This window comes from Bifidobacterium anseris, assembly GCF_002860345.1.
GTDB lineage: Bacteria > Actinomycetota > Actinomycetes > Actinomycetales > Bifidobacteriaceae > Bifidobacterium > Bifidobacterium anseris.
On sequence record NZ_NMYC01000003.1, the window covers coordinates 26,571 to 46,888 of the forward strand.

Here is a 20,318-nt window from a genome sequence, read left to right on the forward strand (position 1 = left end):
TCAGCGTCGCGCATACACTTCACGATACGAAGCGTGGATGCCGTCGTCGGCTTCGTCGGCATCCACAACAGGTCCCTATAGCAGCATGCCGAGGACCAGCATGCCCAGCTCGGGTGGGTAGACCGGCCAAGTGGCGCCTCGTTCATTGCTTCTGGCCTCGACGCCCAGCTTCCTGCCGTAGTCAGTGGGAATCCAGTAGCCCTGCTCCGTATGGATGATCAGCCCTTTGGCGGCCAGAATCGGATTGGCCTTCTGCGCGGTCATGGATTTGTCCAGAAGACCTTCATCATGAAGAGGTTGCAGGAGACGGGTCAACGCGACCTTCCCATCAGCCTGTACAGCGGACTGCGCAGGGGGCGTCGAAGGTCCGGCCGGCGCGACCGCGGCGGCAACGGGCCCGGTTTGGACAGCAGGGGCCGAAACCACGGTCGGATTCTGCCCACCATGGTTCCCCTCATCCTCTTCCGTATTTGCGGATGCATCGGAAACGGCCATGCTCCTCTCTTCGACAGAGACGACTTGAGCCGACTCCTGCATCCGCTCCGCCGTTTCGGCAACCGCACCCGGGTTGTCCACGCGCTTGCGAGGAGCACAAATCGGTGAACGCCTTCATGAACCCGCTCAGGGGATCACCCCCGCGATTGCGGGGGCAAACGACGTGGCTAACTCAAACAAGCGGCGTCTGTTCGGATCATCCCCGCGCGTGCGGGGCAAACGTGCGATTGCCGACCGCCGCGGCCACGACTGTTTGTGTTCAATTGGGGATTGAGGTTTTGAGGTGATGCCGATTTGACAAAATACAAACATAATCTCGACCGGGATCATCCCCGCGCTTGCGGGGAGCGCCAATCCGGCACCTTTTCATCATGGATGATTCATCCGAAGGACTGTGGGAGATGACACTGGAATGAGAGAAGGGAGCCAATCCCGCGCTTTCCAACTGTTATTCCAAGCCAGCACGGGGACTCCCTTTACTTCAGAGTATACAACACCCGGTGGATTGCCCCAGTAGCCGACCGGAGCCGACTGTAAATCGGCCGCCATTGAGCCGCGCAGGTGCGAATCCTGCATCCACCACGGGATCATCCCCGCGCTTGCGGGGAGCACAAGCACGCCAATCTCGCCAACTGGCTCGGGTGGGGATCATCCCCGCGCTTGCGGGGAGCACGCCGTCGCGGTGCCTGCCGGTCGTGCGTGGCGGGGATCATCCCCGCGCTTGCGGGGAGCACGGCAAGGATGGCCACCTTGTCACAGTGGGAAAGGGATCATCCCCGCGCTTGCGGGGAGCACGTGGGAGACGCAGGTCGATGATTGGAGCCTGCGGGATCATCCCCGCGCTTGCGGGGAGCACGCCGACATCTTCGACGTGAGCGTGGATTACCTGGGATCATCCCCGCGCTTGCGGGGAGCACGGCGTGGGCGACGGCGCCGGCGTGGGCCGTACGGGATCATCCCCGCGCTTGCGGGGAGCACCCGAACACCACGGCCGCCGTCGCGAATGGCGCGGGATCATCCCCGCGCTTGCGGGGAGCACTTCCAGCGCGTTATCGACCGCGCGAACCAACTGGGATCATCCCCGCGCTTGCGGGGAGCACCAGACCGAGACCGGCCGGCAGGCATGGCAGTCGGGATCATCCCCGCGCTTGCGGGGAGCACGCGTCCTATGTGGGCAAGCGTGGGGGGCGCATGGGATCATCCCCGCGCTTGCGGGGAGCACACGGTCACGGTTGATGTGCCGCGCGGCGCCAAGGGATCATCCCCGCGCTTGCGGGGAGCACACGACGCGACGTTCGGTCATGCACCCATGCCAGGGATCATCCCCGCGCTTGCGGGGAGCACCGAAACTGTGGTACGTGTGGCTCGCGTCCAATGGGATCATCCCCGCGCTTGCGGGGAGCACGGCCGGAATTCCCGTCACGCTGACCTCGAAGAGGGATCATCCCCGCGCTTGCGGGGAGCACGTCATGGCGCTCGGGTCGAGGAACACGGCCGTGGGATCATCCCCGCGCTTGCGGGGAGCACCAGACACAAACGCCCCCGCAGTTCGCGAGGGCGGGATCATCCCCGCGCTTGCGGGGAGCACACGGCGGACGACGTCCACGTCGCCGTATCGTCGGGATCATCCCCGCGCTTGCGGGGAGCACCATACGGCGTGTTTGATTGCGTTGAGGTCGTTGGGATCATCCCCGCGCTTGCGGGGAGCACTTTTGAAGCGCCGCAAAGCCGTTGACATTGCCGGGATCATCCCCGCGCTTGCGGGGAGCACCATTCGGCCTTGCGGGTGCGTTCGCCGTGCACGGGATCATCCCCGCGCTTGCGGGGAGCACTCGGCAGAATCGGCGGCTTCTTCAGCGGCCTCGGGATCATCCCCGCGCTTGCGGGGAGCACTTCAACTATTGTTTCCGTGGCGCGTGGGAGACGGGATCATCCCCGCGCTTGCGGGGAGCACGGTCATGATGCCTCCTGTGTGTGAATGAATTGGGGATCATCCCCGCGCTTGCGGGGAGCACGGCTCAGGTCACGCACTATCTGGCTGTCACCGGGGATCATCCCCGCGCTTGCGGGGAGCACCAGACCGAGACCGGCCGCGAACAGTGGGCCACGGGATCATCCCCGCGCTTGCGGGGAGCACCCGGCGATGCGGTCGGGCACGCCACTGAACCAGGGATCATCCCCGCGCTTGCGGGGAGCACCGCATGCCGCATCCGCGTCCGCATCCGGCGTTGGGATCATCCCCGCGCTTGCGGGGAGCACCACGCCGCTCGCCGGCTACCCGCTCATGCAGAGGGATCATCCCCGCGCTTGCGGGGAGCACCACACCCAACTGCTCCGACAAGGTCCTTGTTTGGGATCATCCCCGCGCTTGCGGGGAGCACCGCTCGTTCGCCGCGGAGCATGCGCAGGCCGCGGGATCATCCCCGCGCTTGCGGGGAGCACGTTCCATGCCATGGCCGCCCCCTCGATGTTCGGGGATCATCCCCGCGCTTGCGGGGAGCACGCCTGTTCGCCGCTCTACGGGTCGTTTGAAACGGGATCATCCCCGCGCTTGCGGGGAGCACCTAACCGTTTCCAACGGAACGTCTTGCTCGATAGGATCATCCCCGCGCTTGCGGGGAGCACTTCGATGCCGAACGTGTCGAGCATGACGGCCAGGGATCATCCCCGCGCTTGCGGGGAGCACGGCCGTTCGCTGACTACTATTGCGCTGACTGAGGGATCATCCCCGCGCTTGCGGGGAGCACGTCAAGGCTGAGCAGGCGGGCGAACCGGTCGAGGGATCATCCCCGCGCTTGCGGGGAGCACTACGCACGACTGCAACAGCTGGGCGTGAACTGGGGATCATCCCCGCGCTTGCGGGGAGCACGTGGCCGTGCCATTCAATCGCGAATACGTGATGGGATCATCCCCGCGCTTGCGGGGAGCACCGCGGACATATCGGCATCGCCAACGACAAGTCGGGATCATCCCCGCGCTTGCGGGGAGCACGTCGTATCGGAAGCTGCCCGTCGTTTCGTCGAGGGATCATCCCCGCGCTTGCGGGGAGCACATCGACACGCGCATCAGGCCCAAGACGATCACGGGATCATCCCCGCGCTTGCGGGGAGCACTCGGTGCGTTCGAGCAGGTCGTGCAGCGGCGCGGGATCATCCCCGCGCTTGCGGGGAGCACAACGGCCGCCGGCCACCAAGACCCCGCGCCCAGGGATCATCCCCGCGCTTGCGGGGAGCACACTAAGAAATCCCTGTGTTTCCAACATATCATTGATCAGCGAGAAGCATTTTCATTCACTTTTCACGGCGCACTTCGCATCTCCTCCTCCGCTGTATCATTCTCCCGGTCTCTTCCCATATCGTCGCGCACGTCGGTATTTCGCAGCATTGCTCCAGCCGCGTCGCGGTTTGCCGGCAAATGTCTCGAGGGACTCCTGCTCATCAGACTCATTAGGATGCTTGATCAGCTGCAGACCGTCACAGTCGACCGGCTGCCAATCCGATCTGAACACGCGAAAATCCATATGCTGTTCGTTGCGCGCAGAGAAGACCATGATGGCTCGCCCATCCTTCAGTGTATCCACTATGCGTTCCCATAACCGATCACGAACACGAGCAGTGACATGTCCCACGAACACGCCCGGTGCGATTTCCAACAGCCATCTGCTCACATCGCCGCGTAAGCCGGTCGGGCAAGCGGTCAACACGATAACTACCATTGCGACCCTCCCCACTCATCATCGATGACGCCATACGCCTTCCCCGCTTCCACTTCCTGCAGTTTCTCATCCCACAGTCCTACATGATCCCTCGGCTCTTCGTCTTCGCCGTCTTCGCCGCCAACGTCGAGCAGTATGCGGATGTCCTTCACCATCCGATCCAGAATCGAGAAATCATACACCGCATCCCGCATCGCCTTCCTCACTGCGGAACCAATGTCCTCCGGCTCATCCGCCGCGGTTCGAAAAGCAATCGGTATCGATGATTCCGCCTTATACAAATCGGCGACATCATAGACGAACGAACGTTCATGCCCCACATGCACGAACCCCAATCCCGGCGAACATCCCAATGACACAATCGCCGCATGCGCCAACGCATACAAGCATGTGTGCGCGGCCGACAAAGCCTTGTTGATTTCGTTTCCCGCGTCATAATCATCCGGATTGTACGTTCGCTTGTCCCATGCGACTCCGGTTTCCTGCGACAATGTGCGGTAGACCTTGCGGATGCGCGCTCCCTCACGGCCACGCAGCTGCTGCATCGTCAGCGCGCTCACGTCCTCCCCCGGGAAGCGCATCTGATACATCTCCCGTGCCACGGCAAGCCGCGACCTCGTGTTGCTGACAAGTCTCGCCTGCTGCTGCAGCAATCTCGATGAATGGGTGAGCGGCTTCCCGAATGCATACGTCCGCACGCCGCGCTCACCTACCCATATGACCGTCGCCCCGTTCTCCCCGATGACGGTCATCGCCTGATGCGTCACATTCGTCCCCGGACCGAGCATGAGCACGCTGAGCGACGCCGCAGGCACGAAGACCGTCCCCGTACGATCCGTAACGGTGATCGCGTTGTCTTTCCGATTGATCACGCAGTGCTCGAAGTACGCGAATGATATTCGGTCCTCGAAGCGAACGAGCTCACCGAGTTCGGGTGCTTTGGCACCCTTTCCTGGCCTTCCTGCATTCCGAGAGCGGAGCTTTGCCCCCGAACCCGATGAGACCTCATTCATGCGAGACACTCCTCTCTTGCTATTCCTCTGCTGACGATACGATCATCGGCGCTATCGTCATCAGACCGCAGCCGAAGCCTTTTGCCGGGCCGATTCCGTGACACAGCGCATGGCGGAACCGGTCTGCGTCCGTGATTCGCAGACAACCATCGAACGCTGCCGTCGACAGCGTGACTTTGGAGCCACCCCGATTGAACTGTTCGCGTTTGCGTTGCGTCACTCGCAGCGCAGGTCCGCTCTCCTCCTCCAACACTTCGAATCCGTTGGCTTCGGCGCGGCGCAACAACCAATCGATTTGTTGGCTGACCGTCACATATCCCTGTCGTTTCCCGATGATCTGTTCAGGCGTCCTTCGGCTGTGTTCCGCGCGATCATGGGCGGCTTTGCGCACCGGATTCGCACGCAGACGGAAATTCCATTGCTGTCCAACGGCAAGTCGGTCAAGCAGCTTGGAGTACTCCCGTGTTTCCCATTTGCATCGGCTGGGCCATCCCGCCTGTTCGACGAGATGCGTGAAATCAGGCGTCTCGGGACTGACCACGTACAGCACCGTACTATGACTCTGCTCGTTATGGTCGATGCGCCACAGCACACGTCCCCGCTCGTCGTTTCTGACCGCATCCGGCGGGAACGCATGTTCTACGGCCGCATGCATGCGGTACGGCGAGGCGATGAGCTGCTTCGCCTCAAACCGCGCCAGATTCAACTGCATTCGTGATAGGTACATATCCTTCTCCTTTAGAAGAACATCGGATCATGCGCGTCCAACACATCCGCGTCAACGTCATGCATTGCGGCACTTGGATTATCGATGTAGTACCGATGCACAGGACGTCCGCTGTATTCACGATGACGCTGGCTGAAGGTCACCGGCAGATCATTCTGCACGTCGCCGGACTCTCCGGCAAGCGCATCACGCACGATTTCCAATCGCTCGCCGGAGTGGCTTCTGCGATACCAATCGGATGCCTGCCATGGATGCCGTTCGAGCGCATCTTCAATGCTCTCGTATTCATCGTGCACGCCAAGGTTGAATGGGTATGCGGGCGGGCACGACCGGCGTCCGAGATACAACGGCCAGCGGGGATGCCGCAGCGCATCGTCGAGCGCATCCAATGTGTCCCTCGGCGCACCGACCGCCACCAGAAACATCGCATCGGCAAGATAGAACCGATTCGTCACCGGTAGCACCTTCGCGAAGCTTGTCGAGTTGCGTTTGCGATCGAGGGACTTCTCGGTCTGATAATCCCTCATGACGAGTCCTTTTTGCTCGATGCGCACGCCGAAGGACAGTTGGAGCAGATCCTCGATCGGATCTTCCCTTGTCCGTCCCTGAGCGCTGGCCAGCAACCCTATTACCGCGCTTTTCGTAGGTTCCGTTCGCGTCTCGCGCCGGTTGAATCGCGAGGCGTCGCCCCATGATTGCATCGGCCCCGCGAGGCGAAGCAACAACACTCCAGAGCTCATGGCAATCTCATCCTTCAAACATCTCGGTGAGATACCGCTCAAGGCGATCATGGAGTTCTGGAAGCGTGACAGCCTCCCCCAGATCGCCGACCTTGTCCGCAAGATCACCGACTCCCATGACCCAGCTGCGTTCCGGCGTTTCCCCATAGGTGTCCTGCAGGTCACGCAGATGGGCGCCCAGCCTGACGGCCGCCTGTTCGGTAATCGAGGCATCGTCCTTCGGATACACAGGCTTTTCAAAAGCGTTGACGGCGTTGATCGGCTGGTCGTCACGGATCATCGCCACGCATACGCTCGGCAACGTCCGGTTCGCGAATGTGTTCTGCTTACCTGTGGGCATTGAGCGAACGAATGCCTCGACGAATGCAACGATGCCCTGCACCGCCGCAGCATCGTCCCCCAGCTGCTTGCGCAGCGAGTCGATGTTGACGTTGGCGTAGCGGTACAGCGTCGACGAGTTGAAACCCACCGTATCAAGCATCGCCGCGCCCGCGTTATCTTTCGACGCGCAATCGTCGATTGCCGTGTAATAGTCGTATTCCGGAGTGATCTGATCCACCGAGATCGCATGCGCGACCTGCGAGGACGCATCGGTGTTCAGTGCCGGCGCATCGGCGAGCATACGGCCGAACAAGGCGATGTCGATGGCCTGCTTGCCATGGAACGCCGCTTGCGATTCAGCCTTCATCTCCTTCGTGGGTTTACCGATCGGCTGCCCGTCGTCCGCCCACTGTATTGCGAGATCGGCGAGCGCCTGAATTTCCGAATGGGCGATGAAAATGAGGTAGCTCGTCGCATCACGTCCCGCGTCGGCGCCGCTACGCTTGGATTCCTTGATTTCCACGCCGATGGAGCCCAGCACGGCCTTTGCGAGCGTTGCCGCATCGGATGCCAGATCGGGGCGTTTCTCGCCGATAGCCTCTGCGATAAGCGATGCGGCCATCTTGGTGCGTACGCCGAGTTCATCCGACTTGAGCATCGTGGGGAACATCTCGCGCATCGCGCGCTTCCAGGACTGGCTGGAGACGCGTGCGCGCAGCTTGCCGCCGTAGTGGCCCACCTTCGGATTGCCGGTGTCGTCGCGGTTGATATTGCTTGCAGGCACGTTCTGGATGATGTGCACATCGAGATAGGACATGGTGATTAATTCCTCTTTTCTTAATTATTTGATTGTTATCTATTGTTTGACTGTGTTATTTACTTGTGTTGCGCGTGGATGCTGGCCGATAGTAGAAATCGCAGCTCCAGCGTTGGAACACCTGATTGGCGTATTCGGGGAACTGCAGCAGATACAGATCCTGCGCAAAACGCCGATAGTCGAGGCTGATGTCGCGGCCGGACGCGCGCATGAGCATGATGAGCGCTCTGAGGAACCACACGATGCCTTCGAAGGTCGGCGCGCTTTCCGCCGCGCTGAGACGTCGCACGATGCCTTTGGCCGCGTCGTCGTTCATGCCGCTATCGGGGTCCGTCACGATTTGCCTGCATGCGGCGCCGAACGAGATGGAGCGCGTTTCCAGCGTATCGACCTGCGCGACCGCGGTCGTCTTCGATTGCTGGTGCAACGCGTACAGCCCCAGCGCCGTACTTACGGCCGCGACCGCGCGCGGGTTGCGATCGGGATCGCCCAACGATTCAGTCGGCCAGTCGCCGTACAAATCATTGCCGATGTCCATCCAATTTGTCCCCCTGCCGTCGATATCGGCACGCAGCCGCGCCAATGTCGCTTTCGCGGCAGGGTTTTCCGCGAGGACGCCCCGTTGCAGCGGCATGATTTTCCCGTTGACGTAGCAACCGATTGCGGCGGTCATGTCACTGGCCATTGTCGTCTCCTTCCAGTTTGTTGTCGTCCGATACCGTTTCGGAAACGGCGATGGCGCCAAGGATGCCGTTCAGCGCTCCCCTGAGTTCGAGGAGGGCCCTGCCTGACGTCATAGGGCTGCCTTTGCCGCCTCTGTTGTCCGGTATGTGCACTCCGAAAGCCTGCGCCGGCGATTGGTCAAGATATCGCTGCGCCATCGCCAGCAATGACCGGTGCACATCATCCTGCCATCGTTTTCCATAGAGCTCCGCATCCCGGTCCTCGGTGAACCGTGCGATGCGGTCACGGAACATCGCGTCCATCTGGGCGTAGGCCATTTCGACCACATCATCTCGGGCCGCTTGGGAGTTCGTACATTGACCGGACGCGATATGCAGATTCCTCACGAAATCGGCAAGCGTCCTGACGGATTCCTCTGTTTTATCGATGACTTCGAGCAGCACTTTCACACCGTCGTAGTCATGGCGGAACATCACCGAGTCAATCCGCAGGGAATCATCGACGCTTGCGTCGAATATCGAACTCTGCGTGCCATAGGTCATGCCTTGGGCGTGCAGGGTCACCCGTCCCAGCAAATGCTCATCGGAACGCCAACCCGCATACCGCTGCATCTCCTCAAGCCAGCCGATAACGCCGGGACGCAATTCACGGTGCCGTCCTCCGGACGCCTGCAGCACCGGGGCCAATCCCCGCCACAAGTTCCTGCTTGCAATATGGGTCCGAGGCATCATCGGTTCGTTGCCGTTGTTCCGTCCCAGCTTCTTCGCCTGGTTCGCGCTCAGATACCATGCGGTCATCTGCTCGCTCCTGTTGTTGTCATAGGCGCGCACGATATCGCCGTAGCAGACCACGCATCCTGTGACGCGACCGTGTTCCTCGTCAACGACGAGTCGTACGCGACGCGCCTGCAGCGTCAAGGCATCGACTACGCCGTGGAAAGATCCCTGCAGCACCATGTCGGTCGTCGGCGCATCGTCCTTTTGCCAAGGTGCCTCATCGCCGTCCCTGCCCAGCAGCACATCCGCGTCGTCGCCAGTCGACGGATCATACAGCACCCAGTTGAGCACGAGAGTCTGGAAGAGGTTGTCCCCTTCCACGAAGATGCCGCCGATGGCTCCGAGCCATCCGGTGCCTACGGCTCCTTTCGGTGCGTAGACCTTGCTGTTCGTCACATGCGTGTTGCCCACGACCGGCGATTTGATGCCCGCCGTGTCGTACGCTTGCACAAACGCCAGCCAGCGTGCCGCTTCGGCGAACGACACGGAAGCGACACCGCTGCCCGACCTCATCGAGAACAGCGTGCGATCGGCCTTCGGCACATCGGCGATGATCGCCTCGAGCGGATCGACATCCTTCGCCGTGTACTGCAAATCAGGCGTCTGGAAGAACGGCCTGCGTTCGTCGAGCAGATCGAAGCGGTCTTCATATCGGGACAGGTAGGCATCAATACGCGCCATGTCGAATCCGTCGCTCTCCCATACTTCCATCCACAGCTCGCACATCTCGTCGCAGTCTCCCCGACGATCCGCATACGCGCCGTACAGCACCGCCAAGGCGATGCGCAGCATCGGCATGACCTGCTGCGGAATATCGCCGGTGACACCTCGGATGGCCGTAGCTTGCGCGAACAGCTCGCGCAATGACAGTTCGATCGGTTCACCGTCGGCGGCCACGCATGGAATCCAAGGTTCTCGGATCAAATTGAAATGGCACACAACTTCTCCTTTCTTGTTTCATCGAATTGTTTCCTCATTGAGATTTATCGTCTCTCGATATGACGCTCAGCCCCTCCCTCCTTGAATAGACGACGTTCCATTGATTGATGCAAGCCGAATACGACACATCCTCGGCGAGCGCTTCATCGGATGCCCCATCCTGTGTCAACACAAGCGCAAGACGTCCGGCAAGCCACGGGGATTCCTGCCATTGCGCGACGATGTCCTCACATTGCTTCTCCAACGCGTCGATCAACGCATCAATGTCCCATTGTCGGCACATTTTCGCCGGCAAGCGTACCGAGGAGCGACTTACCGTTTTCGCGAGCGCGGCTCTAGGCGTCGATTGGATCGGTATGGATGCGCCTTGGTCGACGCCATGCGCCGTGTCACCGATCCAAGGCAGCAAGTGGATGACGTCCCCCTGTCGGCATACCAGCATGACTTCGATGGTCTCCTGGGTGTCGCGTACGGCCCGGTTGCCCGCGTCGTCGCTGAGCGAATGCGCATCGTCTATCTTCATGTCGAAGAAATCGAGCAGCGACGCGCGTCTGCCACGCATCGCGCTCAACGACTTCATCAGATAGGTCTGTGCTCGTTCCCTTTGATCGGACTCCTTATGGTCGCGTTCGACGGCCAGCTCATCGTAGGTATCGACCCACCGCTCCGGAATAAGCCCTCGGATCAAATCGGAATCGTAGGCGGTACGCACGGTGCGCGCGATGTCCTCCGGCAGATGCGCGACGCAGCTCGTTCCCGCTCTTGTCAATCCCAACACGGCGAGCGCATCCATCAACGACGCACTTTCGTATACCCGATCGACGTTGCGCGCGAAAGGGGGACCGTCCGGCGTCCATTCCTCGATGCCACGCACATAGCAGACCGCCTGACGCATCCGTTCGGGACGGTCGCATTGGCCGTCGCCACGCATATGTCGATGCACGCGTCCTACGCGCTGCATCAATAGATCGATTGGCGCGATGTCGCTGACCATGACATCGAAGTCGATGTCCAGCGATTGTTCGAGCACCTGCGTTCCGACGACGATCAACCGTTTCGGACGTTTGCCGTTCGCTTTCGTCGCCCGAGGTCCCAACAGTCGGCGCAGGCGTTCCTCGTTGTCCATCCGGTCCTCGTCGACGAACCTCGAATGGGTGAGGATGACGTCATCCGCGCCGAAACGGGTGCACGCGCATCTCGCGAGCGCCTGCGCCCTGTCCACGGTGTCGCAGACCACGCCCGCACATCCGCCATCAACGAGCAAACGGTCGAGCAATGCCATGATGGATTCGTCGTCATCGTCGACGAGGCGGAACTCCATATCGACTCGCCGCACCGACGGATGCACGTCCTTATGACGGACCGTGCCGGAATCGGTATAGGTGATCAGCGGATAGGACTCATCGACGACGCTCTCCCCCATATTGTCGTCGTCCATGACGGTGGTACGAGCAGCACCGTCACGCCCCTGCATATAGGCATCGACGAAGGAATCGCGAATGGCGCGCGGCAACGTCGCCGACAGCATGACGACCGGCACATGGAAGCCGCCCAGCCATTCGAGCACACGCTTGAGGTATTCCCGCATGTACGAGTCATAGGCGTGGCATTCGTCGATGACGACGACCTTGTTCGCGAGCGCCAACTGCCTGAGCATCACATGCTTGACGCGGAGTGCGCCCATCAGCACCTGATCCACCGTGCATACGAGGAAGTTTGCAAGGACTCCCTTTTTGCGCCCTTGCAGCCATTCGGACACCACCGTCTCCGCTGCGACGCGCTCCTCGAATCCGTTGCCGCCGTCACCGTCGTCGATGGAGGACAGGCGCATGCTCGACGTGCGGATGATGTCGGAGAATTCGTCATTGAGCTGCGCTTTGCCGTGTGAGAGCCAGATGTTCTTTTCGGTCTCTCCCCGCTCCTGCGGGAGCGCGTCGAGCCATGCACGCACGCGGCCGAACATCGCGTCGGTCGTCGCCATCGTCGGCAGCGCGACGCATACGCCGCCTCTGCCGGTACGCACTCCCAGAATTTCGGCGGCGGCGAGTGCGGCTTCGGTCTTGCCTTCACCCATCGGAGCTTCGATGATGAACAGACCGGGGTCCTTTGTTTCCGCGCACAGGCGGACGATGTCCCGCTGGACGGGTCGCGGATGCGCACCTTCCGGAAGACGGAAACGCGCTGCGTAGAACGCGTTGGCATCGGCGGCGTCCCGCAGCGTACTCCCGTCGCTCGTCCATGCTGACGGCAGATGCACATGGCGCCATCCGCGCTCGGCACGCCGGATCAGTCCCGCTTCCGTGGTGATGTCCGTTTGGGCGCTCCCCTCAGAAGGCAGCACGGGAACCAACGGGAATAGATCGTCATCGCTGTTGCTGGCGATCCAATCGGCCATGATGACAATCGCGGTGATCAGCACCTGCGACTGCGCACTGAGCGGATGGCGTCCAAGCCATGCGAACAATGCATCGTCGATGCCGGCGATATCGGCGACATAAGCGATGAGCTCATGCTGCACGTCGGACCATGCGGCGTCGTCCGCGCCGATGCGGCGTCTGGTGATGCCGCTGCAACGCGCATCCTGAAGCGCATGGTGCGTCAGCGGTTTGCCGTGGTGCGAACCCACGACGCCTGCGTATCCTTCGCTTACGCGCGCCTTCCAATGATGACGGGTGGCCAGATAGCGATCCAAGAGGAATGCGCCGGCTTCGGGATGCGTCGGCGTGGCGTGATCGGTCATCACCGGAATCTCAAGTCCCACCTCCCGCACGATCCATGACATCGACGCCCCATCACCGTAGCGAATCGGCTTGTCCTGAAATACGGGTGTGGCTTTGCCTAAGTCATGAACACCGGCGAGAAACATGACGATTTTCTTCGCGACGTCCTCACGTCCCTCCAAGTCACAAGCGATGATCTCACGCGTCCCCTCAGGAAGCCAATCATCCCAGATATGTGCAGCCACACGTGCGGAATCTGACATATGCACATAGAGCGGCAGCCACTCCTCGCCGTCTTCCCTGTCTGTTTTCCCCCAAATCGAACATGCAGCCCGTGAAAGCCGCGTGTCTCCTATCTTCGGATGTTGTCCTTCTCTCATCGCCCCACCCCTTTTGGTTGTCATCGCCTATGATGGTTAGCAACCATAGCGTGCGGGAAATAAGAAGTCTAGAATCGTCTCAGAATGTGAGATATACTAATTTTGTTATGTTCTCTATTTTAAGTTCCATGATTCAACCATGAGAGTCTTTCTCCATAACCAATTCTTCTGGTACGCTCGTGTGTGTCGGCCTCATTCCCCTTCCACATGAGACGCGGCCAACGCCCCATCATCAAGGGGATGATCCGTTAAATTAGGCCACATAACGGTGCTCCCCGCAAGCGCGGGGATTCTTGCCCCGGTATGATTTCCACCGGTGTAACGACAGGGCATCCTGCGCCACCACTACACGCGGGATGCCCTTTATCATTCCTCAGATCGCACCGATATAAGTACTCCCCTCACCCCTGCCTTACCTCCGGCCTTCTCGCATCTCCGGGCACCTGCTCGAGCGTATCCTCAACGCCCAAGACCTCCGCCCAGTACTCCATCGGCTGATCATACGGCTTCGCGTCTCCCCCGCGCGACTGCAGCACGGCCTTCGCGGCGTGCACGTCCTCGCCGGTCAGTCCGCTGAAATACGATTCGAGCCTGCCGCGGCGCTCCGGGTCGTAGAACAGGTCGCCGACGATCTGCGTGAGCCGCTCGGCGCGCTCCACCGGCAGCGAATCCCAATGCCGCATCTCGATGAAGTTCTTCAGACGCACGTCGTTGAAATGCGTCGAGAGTACATGGTTGATCTCATAGGCGTTGAGCTCGCGGTCCGGGTAGACGTCGGCCGCGTTCGAGGAGAACGCGGCGAACTCGAGCTCGTGCTCCGGTCGCCCCTTGTATTCGGGCGTATGCGTCAGGTCGGCGAACATGAGCGGCGTGCTGAGCACGTCCGCCGCGTAGTCCTCCCAGCCGAAACGCTCGTCGTAGAGTCCCGGCGTCACGTTCGTGCGCTGCACGTCGAGATAGTCCCACATCCGCTGGCGGCACAGCGGCCATGGGTTGCGTTCGCCTTCGAAATACGGGGTATTGCGGAAGAACCATGCGAGAATCGGGCCGATCGCGGTGCCGAGCCGCATCTTCGCGATCGCGTCGCGTTCGCTCGTGTAGTCAATGCTCACCTGCGTCGACGCCGATGCGCGCATCATGCACGGCCCGAACTGGCCGATGCGTCCCAAGTATTCGTTCATCGCCGCATAGCGCCGTTTCGGGTTGAGCGGAATATCCGCGTACGACGTCTTCGGCTGGTACCCGTAGTTGACGAGGCGGAAGCCGAGTTCGTCGAGGATCGGCTGCGCCTCCTCGATAAATCGTCCGTGCAGCGCGAGCAGATCCTCCGGCTTGCGCAGGATGCCAATCGATGTTTCGATCTGGCCGCCGGGTTCCAAAGACACTGCAAGTCCCTCACGGCCCAATCCGACCAAATGGTCGTCCTGCCAGTATTCCTGATCGGCGTCGTAGTACGGCCGCAGACGCCGAAGCAGCTCCTCGACGCCGTCCGGCTCACCGTAGGTGACGGCCGTGTCGTCGGCGTTGTGCACCGGCAGATGCTCGATCTCCACGCCGAATCCCCCGGTTCCCGGCGCGGAGCATCCCTGCTCAAAGAAACGGACAAGACTGCGCACATGCTTCGGATTCGGCTCGACGAGCAGATGCGCGTATGAGACTCGTGGTGTTGTCATAAGTGCCCATAGTAACGCGCGCGACCCGTGACACGACGTCGATGTTCTAAAACTTCCTGATAACCTGTACAAATTGCCGAGCATTGCGAGCGCGGGCGCCGTCGTCCATCCGTCCGTGCGTTACGGCGTCCGGTCCGCGCGCACGGTTTCATCGACCCGTCCGCCGCCGACGCGGAGCGGCGGCAACGGCCGCGCGTCAGCGACGCGCAGCCTTCTTCGCCGCGGCGATCATCAGCTTGATTCTGTTGAGCTGGTTCGCCTCGCTCGCGCCCGGGTCGTAGTCGATCGACACGATGTTCGCCTCCGGGTACATCCTGCGGATCTTGCCGAACATGCCACGTCCGGTCACATGGTTCGGCAGGCAGGCGAAGGGCTGCGCGCAGATGACGTTCGGGCAGCCGGATTCGATGAGTTCGACAATTTCGCCGCTCAGCAGCCATCCTTCGCCGGCCTGCACGCCAATCGACGTGACGGTCGCCGCCTTCTTCACGAGCTCGTCCATCGGCAGATCCTTTTCGAACTTGCCGCCGCTGAGGTCGAGCGCGTCATGCACCGGCTTCATATACATGTGGATGACGCCCTTGAACGCGCCCATCAGCGCCTTGTTGCGTCCCATGCCGATGTTGCGCTCGTTCCATTCGTTGATGTACGGACGCATCGTCATGAAGTCGATGATGCCCGGCACGACGGCCTCGCAGTCCTGCGATTCGATGACGTCGACGACGTGGTTGTTCGCGTCCGGATGGTATTTGACGAGGATCTCGCCGACGACGCCGACACGTACCTTGCGCGGCACGTCGCGCAGCGGCAATGCGTCGAAACTGCGCACGATGGCCTTGACGAGCGCCGCGTAGCTCCAGTGCCCACGCCCGTAGAGCATCTTCGCGGTCCTTGAGTTGCCGTGGTTGAGCAGCGTTTCGCGCACGATCGTGTTCCACCGTTCGTACAGCCGGTTCGCACTGCCCGACCGCTGTTCGTACGGGCGCACACGGTAGAGGCATTTCATCAGCAGATCGCCGATGATCAGCGCCTTCGCCGCCCGATGCAGCAATGGCACCGTCGGCGTGAAGCCGGGGTTGTCGACGAATCCCTGCGTCGAGATCGCGAGCACCGGGATCTGCGGATATCCGGCGTCGATGAGCGCCTTGCGAATCAGGCCGTAGTAGTTCGTCGCCCTGCACATACCGCCGGTCTGCGAGATCGCAAGCGCCGTCGTGTCCGGATCGTAGCGTCCGGATTTGATGGCTTCGACAAGCTGACCGACCGTCATGATCGCCGGGTAGCAGGCGTCGTTGTTCACGTATTTGAGTCCGGTTTCCACGTCGGCCTTGTCGGCGTGTGCAAGCACATCGAATTTGTATCCGCTGGCGCGCACGGCGGCTTCAACGAGGCTGAAGTGGATCGGGCTCATCTGCGGCGCAACGATCGTGTGCGTCTTGCGCATCGCCTTGGTGAACGGCGTGTGCTGCGCGTAGTTGCTCATCGTGGCCTTCTGCGTGCGATGACCTTGCTGATTGCGCTTGCCGTCGTCGCGAGCGCCCATGATCGCGTCGAGCATCGCCTGCCGTCCGGGCGTCGGCGCCATCATGCCGGTTTTGCGGAATGTCGTCGACGACGTCGCCACAGTGGTCGCAGAGGCGTCGGCTGTGGCCGCCGCGGCGGCTTCGCGCGCGTGCTGGTTGCGTTCGCGTTCCTCGACGGCAGCCTTGAGCGAACGCAGTCGTATCTTCGCGGCGCCGAGGTTGCTCACTTCGTCGATTTTGAGCATCGTGTACACGTCGGCCTTGTCGGCGAGGATCTCGGCGACCTGATCGGTCGTGATCGCATCGAGGCCGCAGCCGAAGGAGTTGAGCTGCACGAGTTCGAGTCCGGGCCAGTGTGCGACAAAGTCTGCGGCCTTGTACAGGCGCGCATGGTAGGCCCACTGGTTCATGACGCGCAGCGGCAGTTGCGTGACCTTGCGGTCGTCAACGTGGCGGAAGCCGTCGGCACTGCACGCATGCGGGTCGGCTTCCCCTTCGGCAAGGTACGCGGTCAGGTCGAGCTTGTCGGCCGGATCGATCCAGCTGACGGAATCCTCGGAAAGGACGACCATGCCGAGCGAGCAGATCGTCTCGGGGATGCCGTGGTTGATTTCGGGGTCGACGTGGTAGGGGCGGCCGGCGAGCACGATGCCGCGGCAGTCGTGCTCCTTCATGTAGGCGAGCGCGCGCAGACCCTCCATCTGCACGTCGTGCTTGAACACCTTGTCCTCGGCATAGGCAGCGGCGACGGCCAGTTCGGCCTCATCGCGCGTGACGCCCGCCCAGGCGAACTCCTCGACGATGCGGTTGACCATGAGATCATGCTTGGACAGGTTGAAGTACGGTTTCATGAACCGCACGCCGTCCTCGCGCAGCCGCGGCATGTTCGCATCGACGACGACCGGATAGTTGGCGACGATCGGACAGTTGAAATGATTGTCCGATTCGGGCACGAGATCGTCCTCGAAGCTCACGCATGGGTAGAAGATCGTGCGAATGCCCTTGTCGAGCAGCCATGTGATGTGCCCGTGGACGAGCTTCGCCGGGTAGCAGATGTTCTCGGACGCGATCGATTCGATACCGCTTTCGAACAGTTCGTGGTTGCTGCGCCCGGAGATGACGACCTTGAAGCCGAGCGACGTGAGCAATGTGAACCAGAACGGATAGTTCTCGTACATGTTGAGCACGCGCGGAATGCCGATCTCGCCGCGCGTCGCCTTCTTGTCGGTGAGTCTGCGGTAAGCGAAGGCGCGCTTGTACTTGTAGTCGTAGAGGTTCGGACGGTCGCTGCGCTTGCGTTTCGCGTCGCCGCCGCGCTCGCAGCGGTTGCCGGTCACATAGCGTGAACCGTCGTGGAACGTCGTGATCGTCAGTTTGCAGTGGTTCTGGCACAGCTTGCACACATCGCGTTCGGTCGTCATGCTCAGCTCGTCGAGCGCGGCGCCCGACAGGATGCTCGAGACGGTGTGCTCGACGCCATTGACCTGCACGACATGCGCCGCGGCGTCCGCGGTGTCACCGTCGGTATCGTCGGCGACGTCGTCGTAATGCATGCGCGCGGTCAGGGCGGCGCCGTACGCGCCCATCAGGCCGGCGATGTTCGGACGCGTCACCTCGCGCTCGGTGAGCAGTTCGAAGGCGCGCAGCACGGCGTCGTTGAGGAAGGTGCCGCCCTGCACGACGACGTTGTCGCCAAGCTCGCCCGAGTCGCGCAGCTTGATCACCTTGTACAACGCGTTGCGCACGACCGAATAGCATAGGCCGGCGGCGATGTCCTCGATGCTTGCGCCTTCCTTCTGCGCCTGCTTGACGGACGAGTTCATGAACACGGTGCAGCGCGATCCGAGGTCGACGGGAGCCGTGGAATTCAACGCGGCCTGTGTGAACTCCTCGATCGACAATCCCATCGACTGCGCGAAGGTCTGCAGGAACGAGCCGCAACCCGACGAACAGGCCTCGTTGACGGCGATCGAATCGATGACGCCGTCGCTGATTGCAAGGTACTTCATATCCTGGCCGCCGATGTCGATGACGGCGGTGACGCCCGGGCACGTCATCTCGGCACCGCGGTAGTGCGCCATTGTCTCGACGACGCCCTCGTCCAGATGCAGACCGGTCGTGATCAGGCCCTCGCCGTAGCCGGTCGCGCAGCTGCGCGCGATCCACGCGTCCTCGGGCAGATCGCGCTGGATGCGCCGGACGATGTCGATCGCCGCGGTCAGCGGCGAGCCGTCGTTCGTCGCGTATGAACTCCATACGATCTCGCGGTCGTCGTTGACGAGTGTCGCCTTGATCGTCGTCGAACCGGCGTCGATGCCGAGGAAATGCGGGCCGTGCGCGCCGTCGAGCGTGCCGACGTGCACATGTTCGCGGTGGTGGCGCTCGTCGAAGGCCTCACGGTCTGCCTCGGTGGCGAACAGCGGCGGCATCGTCGCCGTGTTCGCACCCAGGTTGCTCAGCTCGGCGAGCGCGGCGATGATCTCGTCGAGCGTGCGCGGCGGATAATCCTCGGCGTGTTCGATCTGGTCGGGTTCGCCGACGGCGAGCGCGGCGCCGTACGCGACGTACAGGTGGGCGTCCTCGGGGGTGACGAATTCGTCGACCTTGCCGTCAAGCGCACGGCGGAACGCCTCGCGCAGCTCCGACATGAAGAACAGCGGGCCGCCGAGGAAGACGACGGTGCCGTGGATCGGACGGCCGGCGGCGAGGCCGGCGATCGTCTGCGTCGCGACGGCCGTGAAGATCGACGCGGCGAGGTCGGGTTTCGCGGCGCCGTCATTGATGAGCGGCTGCAGATCCGTCTTCGCGAAGACGCCGCAGCGCGACGCGATCGGATACAGGTGTTCGTACGCGCGCGCCATCTCGTTGAGGCCGGCGGCGTCGGTGTCCAGCAGTGTTGACATCTGATCGATGAACGCGCCGGTGCCGCCTGCGCACGAACCGTTCATGCGCTGCTCGGGCGTGGGCTTGAGGTAGGTGATCTTCGCGTCCTCGCCGCCCAGCTCGATGATGACGTCGGCCTGCGGGATCTGCTCGTCGATCGCACGCGTCTCGGCGATGACCTCCTGGACGAAGGGCACATGGATCGCGTCGGCGAGCGCGAGGCCGCCGGAACCGGTGATCGCCAGACGCACCGGCTCGTCGGCGCGGCCCAGTTCGGCGAGGCGTGCGCGCACGTCGCGCAACAGCTCCTCCATCGTGGCGCGCACATTCGCGTGGTGGCGGCGGTAGTCGGCGAACAGCGGTGCGTCGAGCGCGTTGGAATTGTCGAGGACGACGGCTTTGACGGTCGTCGAGCCGATGTCGAGGCCGATGCGCGGCACGGAAGGCTCCGGACGCGCCCCGGTCGCGGATGCGAACTGCGATGCGGCCGCCGGCTTGCGCCTCCCCCTCGTCGCATCGTCGTTCGGCATCTGCTCCTTCGGATGAACCATCGTTACCTCACTCGCTCATGGTGCCCGGCAATGGCGGAATTGCGCCGCTGCCGCAGTGGACGTCCGACTTCGCGCCCCTGCAGGACCTGCATAGGGCAATCACCCCAGCATAGTCAGGCCTCGGTACGTTCGTCGCGGTGCGCGCAGGGCCGGTTCGGGGCGCCGCATACGTGTGCAACGCCCCTTTGCGGATGTATCTGCTGAGGGAGAGCGTCTTCTCGGCATTGGGTGAGTATCCGCGGTTTTCGGCGTTGGAACCATGCGGTTCCCCGGGCACATACTCGCCATATTCGTACATGTTGCTCTCCCTCAGCGCAGATACATGCCGGCAGGGGCCGTCGATGGCCCTGCATGCCGGCAA

The 20,318-nt window shown here is 62.0% G+C and carries 11 protein-coding genes, 1 tRNA gene and 1 CRISPR repeat array; of the genes, 1 reads left to right on the top strand and 11 read right to left on the bottom strand.

Going from position 1 to position 20,318, the window contains the following annotated elements:
• Nucleotides 1-75: 75 nt before the first annotated feature.
• Nucleotides 76-495, bottom strand: coding sequence for a hypothetical protein (locus CGZ88_RS04475; protein ID WP_133120896.1), 420 nt, complete (start codon nt 493-495; stop codon nt 76-78).
• A 499-nt stretch (nt 496-994) separates the two neighbouring features.
• Between CGZ88_RS04475 and CGZ88_RS04480 the strand changes: the two genes are divergently transcribed.
• A tRNA-Tyr gene (locus CGZ88_RS04480) sits at nt 995-1,077 on the top strand.
• Between the two features lies 1 nt (nt 1,078).
• Nucleotides 1,079-3,730: direct repeats of the CRISPR family, unit length 29 nt; unit sequence GGGATCATCCCCGCGCTTGCGGGGAGCAC.
• A 96-nt stretch (nt 3,731-3,826) separates the two neighbouring features.
• On the opposite strand, the gene cas2e is transcribed toward CGZ88_RS04480, so the two are convergent.
• The 10 genes from cas2e to CGZ88_RS04530 form a co-directional block, all read right to left on the bottom strand.
• A complete protein-coding gene (gene cas2e, locus CGZ88_RS04485) occupies nt 3,827-4,210 on the bottom strand; it encodes a type I-E CRISPR-associated endoribonuclease Cas2e (RefSeq protein ID WP_081664144.1) in 384 nt (127 codons plus the stop codon).
• The gene (cas1e, locus tag CGZ88_RS04490; RefSeq protein WP_026645595.1) at nt 4,204-5,223 is read right to left on the bottom strand and encodes a type I-E CRISPR-associated endonuclease Cas1e; all 1,020 of its coding nucleotides are present in this window, start codon (nt 5,221-5,223) and stop codon (nt 4,204-4,206) included. Before cas1e ends, cas2e begins: the two co-directional genes overlap by 7 nt.
• 19 nt (nt 5,224-5,242) lie before the next feature.
• Nucleotides 5,243-5,950 (bottom strand): type I-E CRISPR-associated protein Cas6/Cse3/CasE, encoded by a 708-nt coding sequence (gene cas6e / locus CGZ88_RS04495; protein ID WP_026645596.1) that lies wholly within the window; start codon nt 5,948-5,950, stop codon nt 5,243-5,245.
• A gap of 11 nt (nt 5,951-5,961) precedes the next feature.
• Nucleotides 5,962-6,690 (bottom strand): type I-E CRISPR-associated protein Cas5/CasD, encoded by a 729-nt coding sequence (cas5e, locus tag CGZ88_RS04500; protein ID WP_034524146.1) that lies wholly within the window; start codon nt 6,688-6,690, stop codon nt 5,962-5,964.
• Between the two features lie 7 nt (nt 6,691-6,697).
• The gene (gene cas7e / locus CGZ88_RS04505) at nt 6,698-7,813 is read right to left on the bottom strand and encodes a type I-E CRISPR-associated protein Cas7/Cse4/CasC (protein ID WP_243390069.1); all 1,116 of its coding nucleotides are present in this window, start codon (nt 7,811-7,813) and stop codon (nt 6,698-6,700) included.
• A gap of 70 nt (nt 7,814-7,883) precedes the next feature.
• Entirely contained in the window at nt 7,884-8,513 is a 630-nt protein-coding gene (gene casB, locus CGZ88_RS04510; RefSeq protein ID WP_026645599.1) for a type I-E CRISPR-associated protein Cse2/CasB, read from the bottom strand.
• A complete protein-coding gene (gene casA / locus CGZ88_RS04515) occupies nt 8,503-10,227 on the bottom strand; it encodes a type I-E CRISPR-associated protein Cse1/CasA (RefSeq protein WP_101671211.1) in 1,725 nt (574 codons plus the stop codon). Before casA ends, casB begins: the two co-directional genes overlap by 11 nt.
• Before the next feature lie 34 nt (nt 10,228-10,261).
• Nucleotides 10,262-13,351 carry a CRISPR-associated helicase Cas3' gene (gene cas3, locus CGZ88_RS04520; protein ID WP_341476315.1) on the bottom strand — a complete coding sequence of 1,030 codons (3,090 nt, stop codon included), beginning with the start codon at nt 13,349-13,351 and terminating at the stop codon, nt 10,262-10,264.
• Between the two features lie 377 nt (nt 13,352-13,728).
• Nucleotides 13,729-15,000, bottom strand: coding sequence for a glutamate-cysteine ligase family protein (locus CGZ88_RS04525; protein ID WP_101671213.1), 1,272 nt, complete (start codon nt 14,998-15,000; stop codon nt 13,729-13,731).
• Nucleotides 15,001-15,196: 196 nt separating this feature from the next.
• Nucleotides 15,197-19,957 carry an acyl-CoA dehydratase activase-related protein gene (locus tag CGZ88_RS04530; RefSeq protein ID WP_243390070.1) on the bottom strand — a complete coding sequence of 1,587 codons (4,761 nt, stop codon included), beginning with the start codon at nt 19,955-19,957 and terminating at the stop codon, nt 15,197-15,199.
• Between the last annotated feature and the right edge of the window lie 361 nt (nt 19,958-20,318).

Bases quoted from the DNA above. Each gene is read 5' to 3' on its own strand.
- CGZ88_RS04525 (WP_101671213.1), bottom strand. From the start codon at position 15,000: ATGACAACACCACGAGTCTCATACGCGCATCTGCTCGTCGAGCCGAAT.
- cas5e (WP_034524146.1), bottom strand. From the start codon at position 6,690: ATGAGCTCTGGAGTGTTGTTGCTTCGCCTCGCGGGGCCGATGCAATCA.
- CGZ88_RS04475 (WP_133120896.1), bottom strand. From the start codon at position 495: ATGGCCGTTTCCGATGCATCCGCAAATACGGAAGAGGATGAGGGGAAC.
- cas2e (WP_081664144.1), bottom strand. From the start codon at position 4,210: ATGGTAGTTATCGTGTTGACCGCTTGCCCGACCGGCTTACGCGGCGAT.
- CGZ88_RS04530 (WP_243390070.1), bottom strand. From the start codon at position 19,957: ATGGTTCATCCGAAGGAGCAGATGCCGAACGACGATGCGACGAGGGGG.
- cas1e (WP_026645595.1), bottom strand. From the start codon at position 5,223: ATGAATGAGGTCTCATCGGGTTCGGGGGCAAAGCTCCGCTCTCGGAAT.
- cas3 (WP_341476315.1), bottom strand. From the start codon at position 13,351: ATGACAACCAAAAGGGGTGGGGCGATGAGAGAAGGACAACATCCGAAG.
- cas6e (WP_026645596.1), bottom strand. From the start codon at position 5,950: ATGTACCTATCACGAATGCAGTTGAATCTGGCGCGGTTTGAGGCGAAG.
- casB (WP_026645599.1), bottom strand. From the start codon at position 8,513: ATGGCCAGTGACATGACCGCCGCAATCGGTTGCTACGTCAACGGGAAA.